General features: G+C 46.7%; 17 protein-coding genes. 10 read left to right on the top strand and 7 right to left on the bottom strand.

Annotated features, from left to right (window positions below; all coding sequences use genetic code 11):
* Positions 1-257 precede the first annotated feature (257 nt).
* The 4 genes from L5M11_RS14535 to coaBC all read right to left on the bottom strand — a co-directional run bounded on the left by L5M11_RS14535 (position 258) and on the right by coaBC (position 4696).
* Positions 258-2258 carry an alpha/beta hydrolase family protein gene (locus L5M11_RS14535; RefSeq protein ID WP_263185191.1) on the bottom strand — a complete coding sequence of 667 codons (2001 nt, stop codon included), beginning with the start codon at positions 2256-2258 and terminating at the stop codon, positions 258-260.
* 134 nt (positions 2259-2392) lie between these two features.
* Positions 2393-2986 (bottom strand): nucleoid occlusion factor SlmA, encoded by a 594-nt coding sequence (slmA, locus tag L5M11_RS14540; protein ID WP_113941097.1) that lies wholly within the window; start codon positions 2984-2986, stop codon positions 2393-2395.
* Positions 2987-3020: 34 nt separating this feature from the next.
* Positions 3021-3479 (bottom strand): dUTP diphosphatase, encoded by a 459-nt coding sequence (gene dut, locus L5M11_RS14545; protein WP_105251173.1) that lies wholly within the window; start codon positions 3477-3479, stop codon positions 3021-3023.
* Positions 3476-4696 (bottom strand): bifunctional phosphopantothenoylcysteine decarboxylase/phosphopantothenate--cysteine ligase CoaBC, encoded by a 1221-nt coding sequence (gene coaBC / locus L5M11_RS14550; RefSeq protein ID WP_263185244.1) that lies wholly within the window; start codon positions 4694-4696, stop codon positions 3476-3478. The genes dut and coaBC overlap by 4 nt, the downstream gene beginning before the upstream one ends.
* Before the next feature lie 122 nt (positions 4697-4818).
* On the opposite strand from coaBC, the gene radC reads away from it, so the two are divergent.
* From radC to L5M11_RS14575, 5 genes are all read left to right on the top strand, one after another.
* Positions 4819-5496 carry a RadC family protein gene (gene radC, locus L5M11_RS14555; protein ID WP_263185190.1) on the top strand — a complete coding sequence of 226 codons (678 nt, stop codon included), beginning with the start codon at positions 4819-4821 and terminating at the stop codon, positions 5494-5496.
* Positions 5497-5617: 121 nt separating this feature from the next.
* Entirely contained in the window at positions 5618-5854 is a 237-nt protein-coding gene (rpmB, locus tag L5M11_RS14560) for a 50S ribosomal protein L28 (RefSeq protein WP_006079870.1), read from the top strand.
* A 6-nt stretch (positions 5855-5860) separates the two neighbouring features.
* Positions 5861-6034: a 50S ribosomal protein L33 gene (gene rpmG / locus L5M11_RS14565; RefSeq protein WP_006079871.1), complete on the top strand. Its 174-nt coding sequence runs from the start codon at positions 5861-5863 to the stop codon at positions 6032-6034.
* 322 nt (positions 6035-6356) lie between these two features.
* Positions 6357-7676 carry an amino-acid N-acetyltransferase gene (gene argA, locus L5M11_RS14570; RefSeq protein WP_105251176.1) on the top strand — a complete coding sequence of 440 codons (1320 nt, stop codon included), beginning with the start codon at positions 6357-6359 and terminating at the stop codon, positions 7674-7676.
* Between the two features lie 119 nt (positions 7677-7795).
* Positions 7796-8314, top strand: coding sequence for a PH domain-containing protein (locus L5M11_RS14575; RefSeq protein ID WP_263192586.1), 519 nt, complete (start codon positions 7796-7798; stop codon positions 8312-8314).
* A gap of 49 nt (positions 8315-8363) precedes the next feature.
* Here L5M11_RS14575 and rarD read toward each other — a convergent pair whose 3' ends face one another.
* Both rarD and L5M11_RS14585 read right to left on the bottom strand, forming a co-directional pair.
* Positions 8364-9248 (bottom strand): EamA family transporter RarD, encoded by an 885-nt coding sequence (gene rarD / locus L5M11_RS14580; RefSeq protein ID WP_198572571.1) that lies wholly within the window; start codon positions 9246-9248, stop codon positions 8364-8366.
* A 205-nt stretch (positions 9249-9453) separates the two neighbouring features.
* Positions 9454-9918, bottom strand: coding sequence for a thioesterase family protein (locus L5M11_RS14585; protein ID WP_006079875.1), 465 nt, complete (start codon positions 9916-9918; stop codon positions 9454-9456).
* 327 nt (positions 9919-10245) lie between these two features.
* Between L5M11_RS14585 and recQ the strand changes: the two genes are divergently transcribed.
* On the top strand, positions 10246-12069 hold the full coding sequence (gene recQ / locus L5M11_RS14590; protein ID WP_263176766.1) for a DNA helicase RecQ: 1824 nt from the start codon (positions 10246-10248) through the stop codon (positions 12067-12069).
* Here recQ and L5M11_RS14595 read toward each other — a convergent pair.
* Complete coding sequence (locus L5M11_RS14595) at positions 12051-13832, bottom strand: diguanylate cyclase domain-containing protein (RefSeq protein WP_263192587.1); 1782 nt, start codon at positions 13830-13832, stop codon at positions 12051-12053. The two genes, recQ and L5M11_RS14595, sit on opposite strands and share 19 nt — an antisense overlap.
* A gap of 512 nt (positions 13833-14344) precedes the next feature.
* On the opposite strand from L5M11_RS14595, the gene leuA reads away from it, so the two are divergent.
* The 4 genes from leuA to leuD all read left to right on the top strand — a co-directional run bounded on the left by leuA (position 14345) and on the right by leuD (position 19135).
* Complete coding sequence (gene leuA, locus L5M11_RS14600; RefSeq protein WP_263192588.1) at positions 14345-15913, top strand: 2-isopropylmalate synthase; 1569 nt, start codon at positions 14345-14347, stop codon at positions 15911-15913.
* A 70-nt stretch (positions 15914-15983) separates the two neighbouring features.
* A complete protein-coding gene (gene leuB / locus L5M11_RS14605; protein WP_263192589.1) occupies positions 15984-17078 on the top strand; it encodes a 3-isopropylmalate dehydrogenase in 1095 nt (364 codons plus the stop codon).
* Between the two features lie 23 nt (positions 17079-17101).
* Positions 17102-18502 (top strand): 3-isopropylmalate dehydratase large subunit, encoded by a 1401-nt coding sequence (gene leuC / locus L5M11_RS14610; protein ID WP_263185243.1) that lies wholly within the window; start codon positions 17102-17104, stop codon positions 18500-18502.
* A gap of 27 nt (positions 18503-18529) precedes the next feature.
* Positions 18530-19135, top strand: a complete 606-nt coding sequence (gene leuD, locus L5M11_RS14615; protein ID WP_263185184.1) for a 3-isopropylmalate dehydratase small subunit — start codon at positions 18530-18532, stop codon at positions 19133-19135.
* The last annotated feature ends 199 nt before the right edge of the window (positions 19136-19334 follow it).

A 19334-nucleotide genomic window follows, 5' to 3' on the forward strand; every position in this document is an offset into this window, starting at 1 on the left:
ACGTCGTAGCGGCTATAACAGAAAACCTATGCTGAGCATCGAGTGGTACTTGGGCTGTTCAGCATCAGATACAAATTATTGTTATTCTCGCTATGGCAAGAATAGGGGGAGGAGGATAGCGCGAATTGCAGACAATTCATACCGAAAAACGCGTATAGGCCACATGAAAAAGCCGATAGTCCTTATCGGATATCGGCTTTAAATCTGCCACTGCCAATCGAGTTTAGCCTAGTAGTGTCGGCCAGTTTGAGTCAATTCTAAAGTTTCAGATTGGTTTTTAGGAAACTGAGCATTTGTTCATAGTATTTCGCTCTATGCTCATCGTTATAAAAACCGTGGCCTTCATTGTCCATCACCAGTTTTTTGTAAGGATAATCGTGAGCTTTTAGGGCTTTTTCGAGGGATTCGAGTTGAGTTATTGGGGTTCGCTCATCATCTCCACCATGAACTAGCAACAAGTTCGCTTTGAGTTTGTTGACATTATAGCTTGGTGACATTGCTTTAAGTGTCTCTAAATTGTTTCCAAGCACATCTGCTTGATAGCTACTTCCAGATGCTGAGTTTGCAACATCACTGTCATCTTTCCATAGTGGTAAATCGTAGATACCAGCCATACCTATGGCACATTTAAACATATCTGGCGCTAATACCGCGCTTTGCAGGGCACTATAACCACCAAAGCTGCCGCCAGCGATACAAACCCGTTCCTTATCGGCAAAACCTTGGTCAATCACATACTGAGTCGCATCGATAATATCAAATTGAATATCACTGCCCCATTTTTGGTATCCCGCTATCGTAAAATCTGCTGCATAGCCTCCAGAACCGCGAAAGTTAACTTGTAATACTGCTATACCTTGGTTGGCGATCATTTGGGTTTCAGGATTAAATTCCCACCAGTCTCTTCCATTTTTGGGGCCTGTATGAGGGCCACCATGGGGATTGACCACTAGCGGTAGATTTTTAGCTTCTTTTCCATAGGGTAATGTAAGGTAACCATGGATCGTTTTACCATCGCGGCTGGTAAAACTGATGGGTTTGACCTCAGCCATTTGCTCGGGATCGAGCCACTTTCTGGTGGCGGCGAGATACTCGAGTTTAAGTTTTTTCGTATCAAAGACGTAGTAGTCACCAGGATTTCGGTCGTTAAATGCAATGACCACGAGCTTCTCGCCATCCCTAGTTTCGCTGACAATCCGTACTTGGTGACCCGGCAGCGCGGCAAGCAAATCCTTCAGCAGCTTGGCATGGCTGTCTTCGTTATTAACGAAGGCATAGCTTGGGTAGCCATTTTCAAACTCAACGGCGTAGAGTTGTTTATTAGTGCCATTGATCCAAAAATTACTCGGATCGACTTTTTCATCTTGAATAATCTCGGTTTTATCGCCAGTTTCAAGGTTGATTCTGTACACGCCTAAGGTCTCACCTTGGGGGCGGCCAGCGGCATAAATGGTGTTTTTATCATCGGCGAAGGAGATGGGATGAAAATCATTTAAGCCCAGATTGAGTTTGTCGGTATTTACCCATTCGCCATCTTTGCGGTAAAACACTTTAGTGGTGTTTTTACTGTCTTCACCGGCAACGAAGCGAACTTCACCCTGATGGTCTGTCATAAAACGTGCTTGGCCTATGGGTGAGCCAGTGATGCGTTTGCGCGTGCCAGTAAATAAATCGACGCGATAAACATCCTGTGTTAACTCAACATCGAGATTGACCTTATCATTCCAAGGGATGGCATTAACCAGCATATAACGTTCATCATCGGGCAGGGGATCGAGGATAAATGCGCTCGCCCGCATAGGGGTGTTTTTCTTGATATTAGAACCCGTTTGCTGTTCGCCACTATTGTAACCGAATAGGTAAGCCTTACGTGAGCCATCGGCATTTACCGCCATCAATTCTCCGTAATAGATGGGGGTGTCGTGCCAGCCTTTTAGGTATTCCTTCGCTAAAACGATGCGTTCACTGTTAGCCCATTCATAGGTGCCAACCTGTGCGTTACCCGGGAAACGTATCGCATTGAGCAATTTTTTTGTCTGAGCGTCTAAGACTAACAGTACATTTTTACCCTCGACACTGGTAATCGTACTTAAGTATTTGCCTGTTGGAGATATTTTAACATTGGAATATTCATCGCCTTTGCTAAATAACTGCGCCTGCGATAATGCATTCGCGGCTGAAGTAGTGGCAGCAAACGAAGATATAGGCAGCATAGGTAAGCAAAGAGCAGCCAAAGTGGCTAATCGAAAGAGTTTCATCCGACATCCCTGTAAAATTATTGTGATTTTTGTTTCTTAAATGATTTTTGAGAATAAAACAAAAGTGAGAGCGAAACAAGGACGGGCTATAAAAATAAAGGACGCTAAATAGCATCCTTTATTTAAGTAAATCATTAACTTTGCAAAAGCTGGTGTTGGATAAATCGCCACTGTTCATCGAAGTGTGTGGTTGGTTTGAGTTTGAATTCACTTCGTACAAATTGAGCGATGCGGCCTTCGGCAAAGGCTAACAGTAAATTGGCTAATATGGCTTCGTCTAAGTTGAAGCCTTTACCTTCTCGTAGGGTTTTTTCCCGTAAAATTTGCTTTAACTGGGTTTCAATTTTGGCAAATAAGTTACCAATACGACTTCGCAGGCGTTCATTTTCACCGAGTAGAGCATCACCGTTGAGAACGCGGGAAATTCCTGGGTTACGCTCGGCAAAGATCAGCAGCAGTTGCAGTACCAACTGGCAGCGCTTCATGGTGTCTTTTTCGTCATCCATGATTAAATTGATGCGCGACAATAACGACTCTTCGATAAATTCGATTAGGCCTTCGAACATCCGCGCTTTACTCGGGAAGTGGCGATACAGTGCGGCTTCCGATACACCGACTTCTGAGGCCAGTTTCGCTGTGGTGATCCTTTGTCCTGGGTTGGTTTCTAGCATCTGCGCTAGACATTGCAGAATGTGTTCACGACGATTAATTTTTGGGCTTACAGCCATTGCAGTATCCTTGGCTCAATAACGACTTAGGGGATTATTTAGTGCCTGAATGGCCAAATCCGCCTTCACCACGGTCTGAGCTGTCGAACTCATCAACGAGTTTGAATTGTGCTTGTACCACAGGAACAAACACCAGTTGCGCGAGACGATCGCCCATTTCTAAGGTGAATGGACTGTCACCACGATTCCAACAAGATACCATTAAGGGGCCTTGGTAATCTGAATCTATGAGTCCGACTAGATTCCCCAGTACGATACCGTGTTTATGGCCAAGGCCTGAGCGCGGTAAAATCACCGCTGCAAGTCCTGGGTCGGCCACATGAATGGCAATCCCCGTGGGAATGAGCACTGTTTCACCCGGTGCTATGGTTAAAGCCGTGTCTATCATGGCGCGAAGATCCATGCCTGCACTGCCTGCGGTGGCGTAAGCGGGCAAGGGAAATTCTGAGCCGATACGGGAGTCGAGAATTTTTAATTCAATCGGTGTTTTCATGTATTTGTTTTTTCTTTCACTATCAACGAAAGTAATTGCCGTGCCAACGTGAGTTTGTCAGTAGCAGGCAAATCTTGACTGCCGTGCGGCCAGAAAACACGCAGGGCATTAGCATCGGCATTAAAGCCTAGGCCAGCAATGGAAACGTCGTTTGCGGCGATCATGTTCAAGTTTTTACGTTTGAGCTTATCGCGCGCATAGGCTTCTACATCATGGGTTTCGGCGGCAAATCCCACCACAAAAGGACGGTTAGGTAAGCTCGCAACCGTGGCTAAGATATCAGGATTCCTCACCAGCGCAAGTTGCATTTCTTCGGTCGATTTTTTGATCTTACAGGTAGCAATATCACTAGTGCGGTAGTCTGCAACGGCGGCGCAGCCAATAAAAATATCTTTTTTATCAACGTTATCCATAACAGCATCGAGCATATTTTGCGCCGATTCAACATCAATCCGTGTCACGCCTTCTGGGGTGCTGAGATTTACTGGGCCTGAGACTAAGGTGACTGCTGCACCCATATCTGCCGCGGCTTTGGCGAGTGCAAAGCCCATTTTTCCAGAACTGTGATTTGAAATGTATCTGACGGGATCAATTGCTTCACGGGTTGGTCCGGCGGTAATCAGCACCGACTGGCCTGCAAGAGGCTGCGCAGAGACTTCTTTTGTTGCAAAAAAATCACTGGCTAGCTCGGCAATTTCTAGCGGTTCGAGCATGCGTCCAGGACCCACTTCACCACAGGCCTGACTGCCACTGGCGGGTCCCCAAAGTGTCAAACCACGTGATGCTAGGCTAGTTAAATTCGCCTGCGTAGCCAGATTGCGGTACATCTGCTGATTCATTGCTGGACACAGGGCAATTGGCGCCTCAGTGGCAAGACATGTGGTGGTGATTAGCTCATCGGCCATGCCTGCATTAATCCGCGCCAATAGGTTTGCGGTTGCAGGGGCTATGATGACGAGATCTGCCCAACGAGCAAGTTCTATGTGGCCCATGGCTGCTTCTGCTGCAGGATCGAGCAGGCTAGATGCCACTGGATGTCCAGATAAGGCTTGCAGCGTCAGAGGCGTGATAAATTCCATCGCACTTTGGCTCATCACCACACGCACATCAAAGCCACGCTCTTTTAAGCGACGGACTAAATCAGCACTTTTATAGGCCGCAATACCGCCGCCAATGCCCAGCAGGACGTTTTTATTTGTCAGACTCACAGACATCATCCGAGATAGAAATAATGCCGGCAACAATATCACAAAGCGGTGAATTTTAGTGACTCTCCCAGTTCAAAAAATCTCGTCCATACTCAGTAAAGTGAAAATATGTGAGATGACAGGGAGGTCGCATGGGCATTAAAGATTGGCCTGAGGGGGAAGGTCCCAGAGATAAACTGTTACAAAAAGGAGCTGCGCAGTTGTCGGACGCTGAATTACTGGCAGTATTACTGCGTAACGGTTTAGCCGGATTAAACGCGGTTGACCTTGCTAGGTCGCTTATTAGCGAGTTTGGCGGCCTCAGAAACCTGCTCTGTGCCCCAAGAAATCAGGTGTGTCGACTTCCGGGCGTAGGACCTGTAAAATACGCCCAGCTTCAAGCTGCGGCCGAATTAGCGCGGCGTGTAGCGCAGGAAAATCTGCAAAGAGGTCAGGTTTTGACAAATCCCGATTTAACTCGGGACTATTTAATGCGACAATTGGCCGATCGCTCCTATGAAGTGTTCGCAGTTTTACTGCTGGATAGCCAGCATAGAGTGATTCAATTTGTCGAATTATTCCGCGGCACAATAGACTCAGCCTCAGTGTATCCACGTGAAGTGGTGAGCTTAGTGCTGGAGAAAAAGGCCGCAGCAGTTATAGTTTGTCATAATCATCCGTCTGGTATTGCCGAGCCCAGTCAGGCTGACCGACGAATAACTGAGCGATTAAAAAATGCGTTAGCAACCATAGACGTATCCTTGTTGGACCATATGGTTGTAGGTGATCGAGAGATAGTTTCTTTTGCAGAACGAGGCTGGATTAATTAATCTAACACTTGATCTTCACTCTGTGATCGTGTATAAAATGCGCCCTCTTTGTGCCTCGGGCGACGGCCATACGAGGCACATTAATGCTCGAGCGTTAAAATTGTTTTTGGAGAAGATTGACATGTCAAGAGTATGCCAAGTTACTGGCAAGAAGCCGATGGTTGGTAACAACCGTTCGCATGCAAAAAACGCGACCCGTCGTCGTTTTTTACCTAACCTACAAAACCACCGTTTTTGGTTAGAAGAAGAAAAGCGTTTCGTACAGTTACGTGTATCTACTAAAGGTATCCGTCTGATCGACAAAAAAGGTATCGAAGTTGTTGTTGCTGAACTTCGTGCCCGTGGCGAGAAGGTATAATAGATCATGGCTAAAGCTAAAGGTAATCGTGAGAAGATCAAATTAGTTTCTACAGCTAAGACTGGTCACTTCTACACAACTGAAAAAAACAAGCGTAACATGCCTGAAAAAATGGAAATCAAAAAATTTGATCCAGTTATTCGTCAGCACGTTATCTACAAAGAAGCCAAAATCAAGTAATCCTTGGTTAGTGTTTCGAGAAAAGCCCCTTATTTAAGGGGCTTTTTTTTGCATTTTTTTAGTGGCTAGTCATCAAGTTGAGATAATTGCCTCGCAAACTTAAGCCGCTGAATCATCCCCTGTGAAGTTAAAAAAGTGTGAACACTTGCTGAAAATATAAAATAGTGCGGTTCTAAGCACTTTAAATCATCAAATCTGCACTTTAGTGAGAATAAATTCTTTATATGTGAATTAAAATGCAATACCATACGCGAAAGTTAGCGATTCATTCCTGGTGTGTCATAGTGACGCTGCCAGCTCAAAAATGAGGTGTAAATAACGCGTGCGTACCACTGAACTGGTTGATGGATTTCGTCATTCTGCCCCCTATGTTAATGCTCACAGAGGTAAAACTTTTGTGGTCATGCTTGGCGGTGAAGCTTTGGCTCAAAATCAATTCCGCGCCATCTTAAATGATGTCGCCCTGCTGCACAGTTTAGGGATCAAAGTGGTGTTGGTATATGGCGCTAGGCCGCAGATTGATGCTGCATTAGCCGCCAACGGTATTGCACCTGCCTACCACGACGGTGTGCGTATCACGGATGAAGATTCGCTCAAAGTGATTAAGCAAGTTGCGGGTGCACTGCAATTTGATATCACAGCGCGTTTATCCATGAGTTTAAGTAATACGCCGATGCAAGGGGCGCAAATTAACTTAGTGAGCGGCAACTTTGTTATTGCTCAACCACTGGGTGTGGATAATGGTGTGGATTTTTGTCTGAGTGGCAAAGTGCGTCGTATTGATGTGCAAGGCTTAAAACGTCAGCTAGATAATCACTGCATCGTATTGATGGGGCCGATTGCGGCTTCGGTTACTGGTGAAAGCTTTAATCTCACCGCCGAGGAAATCGCGACTCAAGTGGCAATTAAGCTTAAAGCAGACAAGATGATCGGCTTTAGCTCACAGAACGGTATTCTCGATCGTAATGGCGATGTGATTGCCGAGTTGATGCCAAATGATGCGCAAAACATCATGAACAAGCTGGCCGAGCAAGGGTCAGCTTGTGTTGGTACTATGGCGTTTCTCAAAGCCAGTATCGATGCTTGCCGCAATGGCGTACCGCGTTGTCATTTAGTTAGCTACCTCGAAGATGGCGCCTTGTTGCAGGAACTGTTTTCTCGCGAAGGGATAGGCACACAAATCGTCACTGAGAGTGCTGAGCGTTTACGCTGTGCGTCGATCGCTGATATTGGCGGTGTGTTGAACCTTATCCGTCCATTGGAGGAGCAAGGCATTCTGGTGCGTCGTAGTCGTGAGCAGCTTGAGATTGAAATCGAACAGTTCATGTTGATTGAGCGCGACGGTTTAGTGATTGGTTGCGCTGCGCTCTATCCTTTTGAAGAGGACAATGCGGGTGAGTTTGCTTGTTTAGTGGTGCATCCCGATTATCGCGATGCCGACAGAGGGAGCTTACTGCTGAAGAACATTATCAATCAGGCCAGAAACCGTGGTTATTCACGCTTGTTTGCATTGACAACTCGGAGCATTCATTGGTTCTTAGAGCATGGTTTTGTGATTGAAGATGTTGAAGCACTGCCACAGAAGAAGAAGCAGTTGTATAACTATCAACGCCGCTCAAAAATTCTCGCGCTCGATCTCTAAGCCGTTCTAACTCAATCTAATCAATGCCAGCCTAGTACTCATATTAGCGCTGGCATTTTTATTGACATAATATGTCTTTATTGGCAGATTAAGGCTTCACTGCACGGGAGATACTGCCAATGAGTCCTCAATTTTTTGAACTCGCCCCTTTAACCCAAACCTCTATCTTCAGCTTTATCGTCTTATTGCTCGGTTTAGCGGGTATCTTGCTGATGTTATGGCTAAAAAATATGCCTAAGATAGCGAAATCGGCGAGTCTAGGCATATTGTTGGTGATGATGTGCGGATCTTCTTGGGTCTTCTATCAATCTAATAGCGCCGAATTAGTGTTAACCGATACAGAGCTCACATTGGATGTTCCCTTCTATAAAGTGCAGTTATCCCGTGTGGATTTATTGCCCGCCGAGGCACGCATAGTCGATTTGCAACAAGAGGCAGATTTAACGCCGAGCTTTAAAACCAACGGTATAGGCATGCCAGGATTTCAATTGGGCTGGTTTAAGTTGCAGGGGAAAGGCAGGGCATTTTTGGCGATAACAGATAAATCGCAGTTAGTGTTAGTGCCAACGACTAAAGGCTACAGTTTATTACTAACAGTGCCGCAAGGGAGTGAGTTTTTAGCACAATTACAGAAGTAACCATCATATGTCATCACTTCTGCCACTGTGTTTATCGGTGTGATAATGCTTACGCCGTTTTGCGTTTATAGGCCATATCTAAGGTAAAGACGAGCAGCGCGCTCCAGATAAATCCGAAGGTCACGCCTTTTTCGGCATCGAAGGGCTCATTGAATAGACTCACCGCGAGGATGAACATAATACTCGGGCCAATATATTGGAAAAAGCCGAGCATAGACAATGGAATACGTACCGCTGCCCCTGCAAAACACAGCAAAGGAATGGTAGTCACTATCCCAGCCGCCATTAACATCAGATTCAGTTGCCAATCGTTTGTCAGCATGCTTGCTGTCGCTGTGTCTAAGGTTGCGACGAGATAAATCAGCGCTACCGGTAATAACACTGCGGTTTCGACCAATAATCCGGCCTTAGCATCCACATTGACCTTTTTTCGCAGCAGTGCATAGAAACCAAAGGTGCCCGCGAGTGCCAGTGAGACGATGGGAATCGAGCCAAAAGAGATTAACTGGATCAATACGCCAGCGCTGGCGAGTGAAACCGCAAACCATTGCAGTTTACGCAACCTTTCGCCTAGAAATAACATACCGAGTAAGACGTTGAGTAAAGGATTGATGAAGTAACCTAGGCTGGCATCGAGCATGTGATCGTTATTTACCGCCCAGATAAATAGTAGCCAGTTTCCCGCGATCAATATGGAAGTAATGGTGAGAACCATCAACTGTTTAGGCTGTTTAAACAGTAAGCGTAAGCGAGAAAAACCGCCGATAAACTGCATAATGATCAGCATAAACACGAATGACCAAATCACTCGATGGAGCAAAATTTCGGTGGCGGAAACATGGTTGAGTAATTTGAAATATAAAGGCGCAAAACCCCACATACAGTAAGCACTGACGGCAAGTAGGATCCCTTTGCGGTATTCAAGATTTGGCATGAGACATCTTCGAAGAACAACAAGGTGGCGATTGTAGGTGTGTCTGACCGCTGACTCAAGGGTATCGCCGTGTTCTTTTCGTTACAGAATATCTCCGCAATAGATTGAATGGGCGATTAAAGTGAGTAAACATCCTGTTGATCAAGACGTTTACCTTAGTCAATTTTGAGCCCTAAGGCAGTAATACACATCTAAATTTAACCGCCTAACCCACCATATAAGTCCCTGTTCCAAAAGCGATATGGGTGCCTTGCTCATTATGTAGTTCCATGCGGCATACTGAAACTCGATTACCCGCACGAATGACGCTGCCCGTGCCCGTAAAGGTGAGGCCGCGTCCCGGCCGCAGATAATCGACGCGCATATCAATTGTCCCTAGGGTTTGCAGGCGTTGCTGCAGCTCTTCGACCGTCCAATCATCACGACTGGCGACCAGTCCTGCAAAGGCCGTGAGTCCGCCAACCACATCGAGTACCGTTGCTGTCACACCGCCGTGGAGGATTTGCTGGTGGATATTGCCAATCAGCTCAGGCTTCATGTTGATCACGACTTCGACGCCATCAATGTCATAACGCTTGATATCGAGTCCGAGTAGATTATGGAAAGGGACATGTTGATCAAATACTGCTGCGACTCTTCTCAAAGCTTCGGCTTGGATTGGGCTGGTCATTTTGGGGTCCTTGTCACTGAGTGACGGTATTAGGCGTAATTGGATTTGTTATCAACACTGAGATAAACAAAGTGCGGCTTAGAGCAATTAATCTACAGTGAAGCTTACGGCTAATGCAACTCCGTCGCTAAAATGACGACACAGTTTCGGCAGTTTTTAAAGTATTTTACCCCGCGTTCGTTATTTTTGGCTTAGCCCACTAGGGTTAAAATAGCTGCAATCGTGGTGAATTGCCTCGTCTAAAACGCTTTAAATTACCGTTGAATCCTGCATTTTGAACTAGTTTGGGTATAGAATAGGCCCCCTCACTTTTGACATAGAAGATCCATGGAAAAGCTCGTACTCGACACGCATGATGATCCGCTCTCGCAACGCCTCGCACAGGTGTTTGGTTACCGTGACTTTAGGGACGGTCAGCGGGAGGTGATAGAACGTGTCTGTGGCGGGCAAGATTGCTTAGTGATCATGCCAACGGGCGGCGGTAAGAGTCTTTGCTATCAACTCCCCGCGTTGCTGATGAATGGCATCACTATTGTCGTATCTCCATTGATTTCTTTGATGAAAGATCAAGTCGATAGCTTGTTGCAAACCGGTGTTGCAGCGGCTTATCTCAATTCTTCATTGCCGCGAGAGCAGAGCGCCGAAGTATTAAGGCAGCTGCGCCACGGTGAGTTAAAACTACTTTATGTGTCACCTGAGCGCTTATTAACCGCTGATTTTATTGAGCGTATGCAGTCGTTGCAGTTGGCGATGTTTGCCATCGATGAGGCGCACTGTATCAGTCAGTGGGGCCATGATTTTCGCCCTGAATATGCGGCGCTTGGCCAGCTAAAACAACTCTTCCCCTATGTGCCCATGATGGCGCTGACGGCAACGGCGGATCAGGCGACTCGGCAGAGTATTTGCGAGCGACTTGGGATTGACCCGTTCCGTTTACTTTCGAGTTTCGATCGGCCCAATATTCGCTACACAGTGGCGGAAAAGCTCAATGCTGCGAATCAGTTACGGCATTTTTTAACCCAGCAAAATGGCACTAACGGGATTATTTACTGTAGCAGTCGCCGCCGTGTCGACGAGGTTGCCGATCGTTTATGTCTGCAAGGTTTTAATGCTAAGGCCTATCATGCGGGAATGACGCAGGAAGATCGTGGTGCCGTGCAGGACAGTTTCCTTAAGGATCAAATCGATATTGTTGTCGCCACTGTGGCTTTCGGTATGGGGATCAATAAATCGAATGTGCGCTTTGTGGTGCATTACGATATCCCTAAAAGTATCGAAGCCTATTATCAGGAAACGGGCCGAGCAGGACGTGATGGGCTCGATGCAGAAGCTTTTATGTTGTTCGATCCCGCCGATATTGGTCGGGTGCGACATTTGATTGAACAGTCCGAGCCAGGGCCGCAGCAACAGGTCGAATTCCACAAACTTAATACTATGGCCGCCTTTGCCGAGGCGCAGACCTGTCGCCGCCAAGTGTTGCTGCATTACTTCGATGAGAGTGCATTAGAGCCCTGTGGTAACTGCGACATTTGCCTCGACCCGCCTAAGCGTTATAACGGCACCGAAGATGCGCAGAAGGTGTTGTCATGTATTTTCCGTTTAGGCCAGCGTTTTGGTATCAATCATTTAATTGAAGTGTTGCGCGGTTCGAAAGGCGCACCGATAGTCGATCGAGGGCATGACAAACTCACGACTTGGGGGATTGGTAAAGACAAGAGCCATGAGTATTGGCTGAGTGTGATCCGTCAATTGATCCACTTGGGACTGGCGAGTCAAGATGTGACTCGTGGCTCCTCTATTACCTTAAACCCATCGGCACGGCCTGTGCTCAAAGGGGAAGTGGCGCTAATGCTTGCTGAACCGCGTATTCAGTTAACAACCACAAAACGTAAGGCGAGTCAGTCTAAAGCACCGTTGAATTATGACCGTAAGTTGTTCGCACGGTTGAAGTTATTGCGTAGAACCATTGCCGAGCAGCAGGATGTGCCGCCGTATTTAGTCTTTAACGACGCTACCCTCGCAGAAATGGCAGCCATGATGCCAACGAGCGCGGGGGAAATGCTCGCAGTCAACGGAGTGGGCGAGCGTAAACTGAGCCGTTTCGGTGACGCTTTTCTCGATGAAATCGCGGCTTATTTAGCGGGAGAATAATAGTTTGGATTATTCTCATTGACTTTAACCTTGCCCAATTGATTGATACTGGCTCGCTTAATTAAAGACTCTAAGGTATCAAACTGTTGCATCGCCGCTATACCAATATTGACCTTACTTGAACCCTGCCAAGGCTGAATGCAAGCAACTAACTGACTAACGACTCTTTTAGCACCAGTTGCCGAGGTATGCGGCAGGATAATGACAATTTCATCCATAGAATATCGGATTAACTTATCTTGCTCCCGTAGTCTGTGTTGTAGCTCATCCTGTAAGAGAGGTAGGTCAACTTGACGGATCTGACTCGCATTAAACAATAATAAAGACAGTGGGTAATTACCTTGTTTGGCACTGTTTAATGCTGATGTGACTTGTTGGAGCAGCGTTTCCGCAGGTTCATTACCTTCAAGATGTGGGGCACGATTATTCTGTTTATCAATCAAATACCAAATAGCTCCGCCCAATAATGCCATCGCGATTAAGAACAGTGTGCTATAGGCCCAATCGACATTTAGCTCTTGTAAGATTGAATCTTTTTCTGGTGCAGTGCTATTTGGCTCCTGCTGCAGATCTTGTTGATTTAGACGGGCCTTAAACTGCAATATCCGAGCATTATTCATCGCTTGATTGGTGAGCTCGGCCGCTCGATAACGTTTGAGCAAGAAAGAATAGGCTTGTTTAAAATCCCCTTTTTCTAAGTAGTGATCGCTCATGATCCCGTAAAACCCTTTAAGATCTGAGTATTGTTTTAGGTTTTCAGCTTGCTCAATAGCGTGATTCATGAGGATTAAAGCGGCATCTTCTTGATGCTGAGCAAAACGAATTTGGGCGAGTAGGCGAGTTGAACGCATTGTCGCTAATTGTTGATTTTGTTTTTTAAACGTATTAATCGCGATAGAAAGATATTCTTCGGCATTATCGATGCGGCCTTTATCGAGCGCGATTGAGGCCAAAATGGCATAACTGTAGGCGAGTTCAAGTGGCGAACCGAGCTCAGGTAAAAGCGCTTTAGCTTGTTGTTCGAGTTTATCACTGTAATCAAACTCTTGATTATCAAGCGCTATCCGAGCTGCATTGCGTAAAATAAAGTGTAAAACTTTCCCTTTTGCATCGGCACTTTGTATACCTAAGTTGGTGTAATACATGGCTTGGGGGAAATCATGGGTGGCATAAAGTAAATTTCCCATCGCGGCATACACATAGGCCTGTGGTGGCCAAATCCAATTTTGGGTTTGAGCATGAATATCCGGATAAATATCAATCGCGAGGCGTAAATCTTCGATAGCAGAGGAGAAGTTATCAGTGTCAGTATCGAGTTGGCCACGTAAGCGTAAAGCATCGACTAAGGCTTGTGGTTGCTGGTAACGTCGCGCTAGGTTAATGGCTGAATCAAGCAAAGGTAGGGCATTTTGAACATTGTTATAGCTAAGGTTGGCGTCGGCTTGGCAGATCAAAAAGTAAGGTCGTACTTGATCTAGCTTAAGTTGTTTAGCGCTTGCTTCGCCTAATTGAGCGACGTTGATAGCGGCTTCATTTTCCCCTATTTGTAGTAGGTTTTGGCATTTCAACACACTTAATCTGAGTCGATTGATATCTGAGCTTACACTGGTCGCAAATTGTTTTTCTAACGCTGTTATTTGAGTGAGTGCTTTACTGGGATATTGGTAGACGAGTTCAGTGAGTTCATCTAATTGGTCTATAGCACTGGCCCCAAAGGGAAACAGCCATAACAACAGGCTCAGTACCAAGACGCGAAAATCCATTTTGTGCTCCATATAAAATGCGTAAGTTCTAATATCCCTAATCACTAAGGCGGGATTATAACTTTTCTTAATCGTTTTTTGCATAAAAAACTATTTTTTTCTAAGGGGAATAAGTTAACACATCCCAGTGATTTCTGAATCCAAACAGCTGGTTAATTCTGTGGTATCGATCACTAATTTGGGGATGAAACTCACCGTTATTAGCCTTAAGACAGGTTGAATGAGTGGAACATGAAAAAATTAGGGTTGACACTATCGGCTAGGCAAGTTAAATATTAACCGTCCTCAATAATTCAAACAGAATAAATATACAGATTAAATGAATATTATTAGCCGCAAACTCGACCTCCTCCTCCTTCTCTCTCTCGCGGTTTATACGCGGAGGTCTTAGTGTTGCACGCTCGATAAAGAGGCAAAGCATTCACAAACCCCGCACCGATGTTGCGGGGTTTTTTGTATCTGAATACGGCAAAAATTAACTAACGAACGGTGACGTTCCATGGAGAAGCGAGATGTCTAACAGAGTCATAATATTTGATACTACCTTGCGTGATGGTGAGCAGGCGTTAGCCGCAAGTTTGTCGGTCAAAGAAAAACTACAGATCGCTATGGCGCTGGAACGTCTGGGTGTGGATGTGATGGAAGTGGGTTTTCCGGTTTCTTCGCCCGGTGATTTTGAGTCAGTGCAGACCATAGCGCGTACCATCAAAAATAGCCGCGTTTGTGCCTTATCCCGCGCATTGGAAAAGGACATAGATGCTGCGGCGCAGGCCTTGTCTGTTGCAGATCAATTCCGTATCCATACCTTTATCTCGACCTCGACGATTCACGTTGAGAGCAAGTTGAAGCGTTCTTTCGATCAAGTGTTAGAGATGGCCGTAGGCGCGGTGAAGTATGCCCGCCGTTTTACCGACGATGTGGAATTTTCCTGTGAGGATGCGGGGCGTACGCCCATCGATAATCTATGTCGTATGGTAGAAGCCGCTATTCGTGCGGGCGCGCGCACCATTAATATTCCCGATACGGTCGGTTACACAGTGCCCAGCGAGTTTGGCAATATCATTCAAACTTTGTTTAATCGGGTACCGAATATCGACCAAGCGGTGATCTCAGTGCATTGCCACGATGACTTAGGTTTGTCTGTGGCTAACTCGATAACTGCAGTGCAACACGGTGCGCGTCAAATTGAATGTACGATCAATGGCATAGGTGAGCGTGCGGGTAACTGTTCACTGGAAGAGATCGCGATGATTTTAGCGACGCGTAAGGGGATGTTGGGATTAGAAACGGGCATTAATGCCAAAGAAATTCACCGTACTTCTAATTTAGTCAGCCAGTTATGCAATATGCCAGTGCAGGGAAACAAGGCGATTGTCGGTGCCAATGCCTTTACCCATTCGTCGGGCATTCATCAGGATGGCATGTTAAAAGCACAAAATACCTATGAAATCATGACGCCAGAAAGCATAGGTTTGAATCGTAACAACTTGAATATGACCTCGCGCTCGGGTCGCCATGTGATCAAGCATCGCATGGAAGAAATGGGCTATAGCGAGCACGATTACAATATGGATACTCTGTACGAAGAGTTTCTAAAATTGGCAGATAAAAAAGGCCAAGTATTTGATTATGATTTAGAAGCCTTAGCCTTTATGGAAGCGCAGGCCGAAGAAGACAATCACTATCAATTGCAGCAATTAGTGGTGCAGTCTGACTCAACTGAAGGCGTAGCTACGGCGACTGTGCGTATCGAAGTGGGCGGCGAAATTAAAACCGAAGCCGCAACGGGTAATGGTCCTGTCGATGCTGCCTATAACGCGATTGCCCGCGCAACCGATCGCCGAATCGATATCATCAGCTATAAGTTAGGTGCTAAGGGCGTAGGTCAAAATGCCTTAGGCCAAGTCGACATTACCGCGGTTTACCACGAGCAGAACTTTCACGGCGTAGGTTTAGCGACCGATGTGGTTGAAGCCTCGGCACGCGCTTTAGTGCATGTGATGAACTTAACGTGCCGCGCAGACAAGGTCGCCGATTACAAACAAAGCATGCAAAAAAACCGAGAGCTAGGCGGCGTCTAGTCGCTAAAAGCATCCAAAGAATAGCAAGGTCGAGCATAAAGCATTTACATTTAAAGGAGTTGGCTGGCGTATGAGTTATCAAATAGCAGTATTAGCAGGGGATGGGATCGGCCCAGAAGTGATGGCAGAGGCGCGTAAAGTGCTGCGTGAGGTTGAAGCGCGTTTCGATTTGAATATCGAATACACTGAATTCGATGTTGGCGGTATTGCCATTGATAACCACGGTTGTCCCTTACCTGATGCCACGCTAAAGGGCTGTGAAGCGGCTGATGCGATCCTGTTTGGTTCGGTAGGTGGCCCTAAGTGGGAAAAGTTACCACCAAATGAGCAACCTGAGCGCGGCGCGCTATTGCCACTGCGTGGTCACTTCGAACTGTTTTGTAATCTGCGCCCAGCAAAATTGCATTATGGCTTAGAACATATGTCACCGCTGCGTAGCGATATTTCCGCCCGTGGCTTTGATGTTTTATGTGTGCGTGAGTTAACCGGCGGCATTTATTTTGGTAAGCCAAAGGGCCGTCAAGGCGAAGGCGAGAATGAAGAAGCCTTCGATACCATGCGTTATAGCCGCCGCGAAATTAGCCGTATCGCCCGCATCGCCTTTGAAGCCGCCCGTGGTCGCCGTAAAAAAGTAACCTCAGTGGATAAAGCCAACGTACTGGCTTGTTCAGTGTTGTGGCGCCAAGTGGTTGAAGAAGTAGCGGTTGATTTCCCCGATGTTGAGCTGGAACACATCTATATCGATAATGCGACCATGCAGTTGCTACGTCGTCCCGATGAGTTCGATGTGATGCTATGTTCTAACCTGTTCGGCGACATTTTATCCGACGAAATCGCCATGTTAACGGGCTCTATGGGCTTGTTGTCATCGGCGAGCATGAACAGCACTGGCTTTGGTTTATTCGAACCAGCGGGTGGCAGTGCGCCGGATATCGCGGGCAAAGGCATTGCAAACCCTATCGCCCAAATTCTGTCGGCGGCATTAATGCTGCGCCACAGCTTAAAGCAAGAAGAAGCCGCCTGTGCGATTGAGCGTGCCGTCAGCAAAGCATTAAATTCTGGCTACTTAACCGGTGAGCTATTGAGCAGCGACAAGCGTAGCCAAGCTAAATCAACCGCCGAGATGGGTGACTTTATCGCCAATGCTATAAAGGAAGGTGTGTAATGACGACTGTGCCAAAAAACGCGGTGGCAAAAACGCTGTATCAAAAAGTATGGGATGCCCACGTTGTAGCGACTCCAGAAGGTGAAGCGCCGATCATTTATGTCGACAGACATTTAGTCCATGAAGTGACTTCTCCGCAAGCATTCAGTGGCTTAAAAGTGGCGGGCCGCAAACTGCGTGCACCGGAAAAAACCTTTGCCACTATGGATCACAACACTTCGACCCGTAGCGCCAGCTTAGATGCTTTAAGCCCTATGGCACGCACTCAGGTGGAAACCCTAGCGCAAAACTGTAAAGACTTTGGTGTACGTTTATACGACATTCATCATCCTAATCAAGGAATTGTGCATGTGATGGGCCCTGAGTTGGGTATTACCTTACCCGGCACTGTGATTGTCTGTGGTGATTCCCATACCGCGACCCATGGCGCCTTTGGTGCGCTGGCGTTTGGCATTGGCACATCTGAAGTTGAGCACGTTTTAGCGACGCAAACCTTGCGTCAGTTAAAAGCTAAAACCATGAAGATTGAAGTGCGTGGTCATGTCACCGATGGCGTGACCGCCAAAGATATCGTACTCGCTATTATTGGCAAAATCGGCATGGATGGTGGCACGGGTTATGTGGTGGAGTTCTGCGGTGAGGCGATTGAAGCCCTGTCGATGGAAGGCCGCATGACAGTGTGCAATATGGCGATTGAGATGGGTGCTAAGGCGGGCATGGTCGCGCCGGATCAAACCACTTTCGACTACTTAGCAGGCCGCGAGTTTGCACCCAAGGGCGAAGATTGGGCTGAGGCTGTCGCTTACTGGCAAGCCATTAAGACCGATGACGGCGCCGTGTTTGATGCTGTCGTTGAGTTAGATGCCGCCGATATCGCACCGCAATTGACTTGGGGTACTAACCCTGGCCAAGTCGTAGCGATCGATGGCAAAGTGCCTAATCCTCTTGATGAAGCCAACCCAAGTACCCGAGCTAGTATGGAAAAGGCCCTAGAATATATTGGCCTGAGTGCGGGTACGCCTATGACAGACATCAGCATCAACAAGGTATTTATCGGTTCATGTACTAACTCGCGGATTGAAGATTTACGCAGCGCCGCCGTGCATGCTAAAGGTCGTAAAGTCGCGAACGGTGTCACTGCGATTGTCGTACCTGGTTCTGGGCAAGTGAAAGCGCAAGCCGAAGCCGAAGGCTTAGATAAAATCTTTATCGAAGCGGGATTTGAGTGGCGTTTACCGGGTTGTTCCATGTGTTTGGCGATGAACGATGACAGATTAGAGGCGGGCGATCGTTGTGCTTCGACCAGTAACCGTAACTTCGAAGGTCGCCAAGGCCGTGGCAGTCGCACCCATTTAGTGAGCCCGGCGATGGCCGCCGCCGCTGCGGTGGCAGGGCATTTTGTCGATATTCGTAAACCTTACTAATTACCGTAAACCCAAGAGGAGAAGTTTATGCAACCTTTTACGACCCATACCGGGCTTGCGGTCATGATCGACAGCACCAATATCGATACGGATCAGATCATTCCGAAACAGTTTTTGTCTAAGGTGACGCGCGATGGTTTTGGCGTGCACTTATTTCATGATTGGCGTTATTTAGATGATGCGGGCGATGTGCCCAATCCTGAGTTTTCATTGAACCAGCCTCGTTATAAAGGCGCTTCAATTCTTTTGTCGCAGGAAAACTTTGGTTGTGGTTCAAGCCGCGAACATGCGCCTTGGGCGCTGGCAGACTTTGGTTTACGCGCCATTATAGCGCCCAGTTTTGCCGACATTTTTTACGGCAACTCAATCAATAACGGCCTATTGCCTGTGGCGTTAACCCACGCGCAGGTGTGTCAGTTGATGGATGAAGTGGCGGCAGAAGAAGGCGCGCAAATCACGGTTGATCTCACCAGCTGTAAAGTGATTGCACCGTCAGGTGCCGAGTTTAGTTTTACGCTGGCAGAGTCGGCAAGGCATAAGTTACTCAATGGGTTAGATGCAATTGGGCTGACCTTGTCCCATGCTGCGCAAATCCGTCAGTACGAAACTCAAATCCAAGGTTGGCGCCGCTAAACTTTCAGCGCACATTTGTACTCGTGTTGAGTATATATTTAAGCGCCTAGGTTAATACCTAGGCGTTTTTGTTTTGAATCTCAAAACTCTCTTAATTTAATTTATTGTATTTAAAAGCATAAATTTTTATTGTCGTTTTGATACTAGAAAATTTTATTCTCTGCAGTGATTTATGCTGAATTTGTCGAGTTTAAATGAT

The sequence above is a fragment of the Shewanella sp. SM87 genome, assembly GCF_025653705.1.
GTDB lineage: Bacteria > Pseudomonadota > Gammaproteobacteria > Enterobacterales > Shewanellaceae > Shewanella > Shewanella oncorhynchi.